The 3032-nt window shown below is 64.8% G+C and carries 6 protein-coding genes and 1 pseudogene; 3 read left to right on the forward strand and 4 right to left on the reverse strand.

The features are described from left to right. The first annotated feature begins 349 nt into the window (after positions 1-349). Positions 350-718 carry a VOC family protein gene (locus tag IRZ12_RS16860; protein ID WP_296471025.1) on the forward strand — a complete coding sequence of 123 codons (369 nt, stop codon included), beginning with the start codon at positions 350-352 and terminating at the stop codon, positions 716-718. Positions 719-771: 53 nt separating this feature from the next. Here the strand turns inward: IRZ12_RS16860 and IRZ12_RS16865 are convergent, their stop codons facing one another. The 3 genes from IRZ12_RS16865 to IRZ12_RS16875 form a co-directional block, all read right to left on the reverse strand. Beyond that, positions 772-1029, reverse strand: a complete 258-nt coding sequence (locus IRZ12_RS16865; RefSeq protein ID WP_296471027.1) for a GlsB/YeaQ/YmgE family stress response membrane protein — start codon at positions 1027-1029, stop codon at positions 772-774. A 92-nt stretch (positions 1030-1121) separates the two neighbouring features. Beyond that, entirely contained in the window at positions 1122-1406 is a 285-nt protein-coding gene (locus IRZ12_RS16870; protein ID WP_296471030.1) for a hypothetical protein, read from the reverse strand. Between the two features lie 87 nt (positions 1407-1493). Next, entirely contained in the window at positions 1494-1697 is a 204-nt protein-coding gene (locus tag IRZ12_RS16875) for a hypothetical protein (protein ID WP_296471035.1), read from the reverse strand. A gap of 164 nt (positions 1698-1861) precedes the next feature. Here IRZ12_RS16875 and IRZ12_RS16880 point away from each other — a divergent pair, with 164 nt between their 5' ends. Both IRZ12_RS16880 and IRZ12_RS16885 read left to right on the forward strand, forming a co-directional pair. After that, a complete protein-coding gene (locus tag IRZ12_RS16880; protein WP_296471038.1) occupies positions 1862-2221 on the forward strand; it encodes a hypothetical protein in 360 nt (119 codons plus the stop codon). After that, positions 2218-2712 (forward strand): response regulator, encoded by a 495-nt coding sequence (locus IRZ12_RS16885; RefSeq protein ID WP_296471043.1) that lies wholly within the window; start codon positions 2218-2220, stop codon positions 2710-2712. The genes IRZ12_RS16880 and IRZ12_RS16885 overlap by 4 nt, the downstream gene beginning before the upstream one ends. Here the strand turns inward: IRZ12_RS16885 and IRZ12_RS16890 are convergent. Continuing rightward, positions 2709-3032 (reverse strand): annotated as a pseudogene (locus tag IRZ12_RS16890) (MFS transporter); the annotation flags it as partial. The gene IRZ12_RS16885 and the pseudogene IRZ12_RS16890 sit on opposite strands and share 4 nt — an antisense overlap.

The following is a 3032-nucleotide window of genomic DNA, read 5'->3' on the forward strand; positions in this document are numbered from 1 at the left end:
CTACCTCAATGTGCTTCGTTTCCAACGATGGCCTCCTTGCGAACGAGGGGGTCAGTTCCTCGTGTCGCTAGGGGGTCAATTTACGGTGTCGCCTGACACGCGGCCCTGGCATATTTTTTGGTCGTGGCTACTGTAGCAAGGGTCAGATGGAGTGGAGAAACAACATATTTCGATCAGCCCAAAAGAGAGATTTGTTAGTGTCGAGCCGTCCGCGGGAAGTACTCGGAGCCGTAACGGTGCGTTGCCTCGGCCTCTGCGGGTGCCCGGAGCAGGTTCACCTCATCATCCTGACAATTCCTGACAGTGGGCCAAGCTATCCTGGGACGTCGAGATGCTTGGAGGCGATTCCATGCCGATGCCCAACCTGATGCTGCTGTACGTTGAAGATCCGCCCGCGAGCGCACGGTTTTATGAGGCGTTGTTCGAGCAGCCGCCCGCGGCGGTATATCCCACTTATGCTGCCTTCGAGTCGGCGCAGGGATGGCATCTCGGGCTATGGTCGAGCAAGGCCCGGGACTTCGTGTCGGGTGGCTCGGGACACCGCGCGGAAATTACGTTCTTGGTGCCCGGCGACGAGCAGGTATTGGCCCTGTACGAACGCTGGCATGCGCTGGGCGTGGCTATCGAGCAGCCGCCGCACCATGCGGTGTTCGGCCTGACGTTCGTGGCCCTGGATCCGGACGGCCATCGGATCCGCGTTTGCACGCCCGATGGCTGACAAGGGGGGCGCAGCGCAAGCGGCCGCGGCCATGCGCAATTGGCGCGCCGGAGTCAGGCGGATTTTTTCTTGGTGATCATGCCGTAGATCACGAGCAGGACGATGGCGCCTATGACGGAAGCGATCCAGCCGGCGGCTTCGCCGGGTTCGTACCAGCCGAGGGCGCGGCCTGCATAGCCGGCCACGAGCGACCCTGCGACGCCGAGCACGATGGTCATGATCCATCCCATGCTGTCGTTGCCGGGTTTGATTGCACGTGCGAGCAAACCCACGATCAGGCCAACCAGCAGGGTTCCGAGCAGAGACAGCATGGCGTTCCTCCGGAGGATGGGGCCCGGAGCGGGCTCCGCGCAATCATGCCACATTTTGGACGAGCAGGGCATGGCCGGCCGCGCCGGGGCCGTTAACGCAGGGTGTAGCCTTTGGCGCGCATGCAGTCGTTGGCCAGGCCCATCTGCCGTTCAGCATTGGCCAGGCCGTCGCTGACTCCCGAGCCTGCGCCGGCGTTGATGCCGCGCAGCGAAGGGGTGCTCGTCCCGGGCACGCTGAGGCGGGCCTGGCGCTCGCACTGGATGCGATCGCGTTCGAGTTGTTCGGGCAGCGCGCTCTCCTTGCGCCACGCAGAGGGGCTGCCTGCACAGGCGCAGAGTGCAAGCAAGGTCGGGAGGGCGACGAAGAGCTTCTTCATGTTGAGTTCATCCGGGATGCGACCTCGTGGACAGGGCGGTGTCGCGAGGATTCGATTTTATTCAAAGGAGAGGTCGCTTGGACTGCATCAGCCTTCATCGTCATATTCCAGCTCGGCCAGCCGGCGCCGCAGCGCGCGCGCGTCGACTTCGGGCGAGTGACCGTAGTTCAGCGTGAGCTGTCGCAGTTCGACGTCGTAGGGGTCGAGGCTGTCGGCGCGGCTCAACGAAAGTTCGAACGCGGCCAAGCGGCGCTGCCGGAGCTGGCGCGCGTACTGAAGGAGGTGTTTCATGACGGGTTTCATGGCAATCGCACGGCGAAACGCAATGCGACGCAGGTCGTCGCGCTCTCCGTCGTTATAGACGCTTTCTGTAGACTTGACCAGTTGCCGTCGGGGCGCGATTAGGCCGGGTACGTGACTTGCTATCCAGCACTCGCTACGACACGGAGAAGCGCATGTTGGATGATCCAGGGCGCGGGAGCACGCAGCCTCGCCGCTTTAGGCTGTGCATATCGGGCTATCACATTTATGCCGAGGATGATGCCGGTAAGCTGGCGAGGATTGGTGCGATCTCGCTGGCCCGCGGCGAGCTGGCCTATCGCCTGCTATGGGACGACATCGAGGCAACAGGGTTCCTGACGGCGGAAAAACTCCTGCAAGACGTGGCGGCCAAACTGGCCTATGGCTCGCTGCGGCGGTTCGTCGCCACCGCGCCGGCGGTGCCGGGCGAAACAGTCGAGCCGGTCGCCTTGAGCCTGTTTCTTGCGGATGAAGGGGAGCCCGGCGAGCGTGCGCCGCACGGGGCGGCGCAATGAAAGCTGCGATCGGCTTGAGCCGGGGGCAGTGCGCCGACCTGTTGGGCGTGCAGGGCGCTGGCGGCCTGCGGGATGGAGAGGAGAACGAGGTGGGACAGAATGCGTCTTGCCGGGTATTGGTGGTGGACAACTACGTCAGCGCAGCCGAGGCCCTGGCCGAGGCGTGCAGCCGATATCACGAGGTCAAGTTTGTCGGGGGCGGGTCGGCAGCCATGGAAGTCGCCTTGGCCTGGCGCCCGCACGTGATGATCCTGGACATCGACATGCCTTCTCCCAATGGGCTGGAAGTCGCCACCATGATGCGGGACATCGCGCACTTGCAACCGGTTACCCTGATTGCCGTGACGGGGCGCAGCGCGGCCTTCGGGCAGGAGGAAGCGCTGGCCCACGGTTTTGACGATTACCTCACCAAGCCGGTGGATGTCGAGAAATTGCTGGCCCTGATTGCCGCGCGGCGCGGCCCCGCCTCGGCCGACGCGGAGCCGGCCTAGGCGTGCGGTTCGGGGTCGCCCACCGTGCGAGGGCGGCCCGCGCCGTAAGCGACCCAGGCCTGCACGGCAGCCGTGACGATCATGAGGACCAGGACGGGCAGCCAGCTGGCCGTCCAGTCGCGCAGGAACCCGCAGATCACGGGACCGGCGGCTGCGATCAGGTACCCCAGGCTCTGCGCCATGCCGGATAGCGACGAGGCTTGCGTCGGCGTGGCCGAGCGCAGGCTGATGTATGCCAAGGAGAGCAAGAGGCTCCCGCCCAGCCCGAGTCCCGCGATGCAGACCCAGGCCATGATCCACGCGGGGAAGAGCGCCATGCC

This window comes from Pigmentiphaga sp., from assembly GCF_019689535.1.
Taxonomy (GTDB): Bacteria; Pseudomonadota; Gammaproteobacteria; order Burkholderiales; family Burkholderiaceae_B; genus Pigmentiphaga.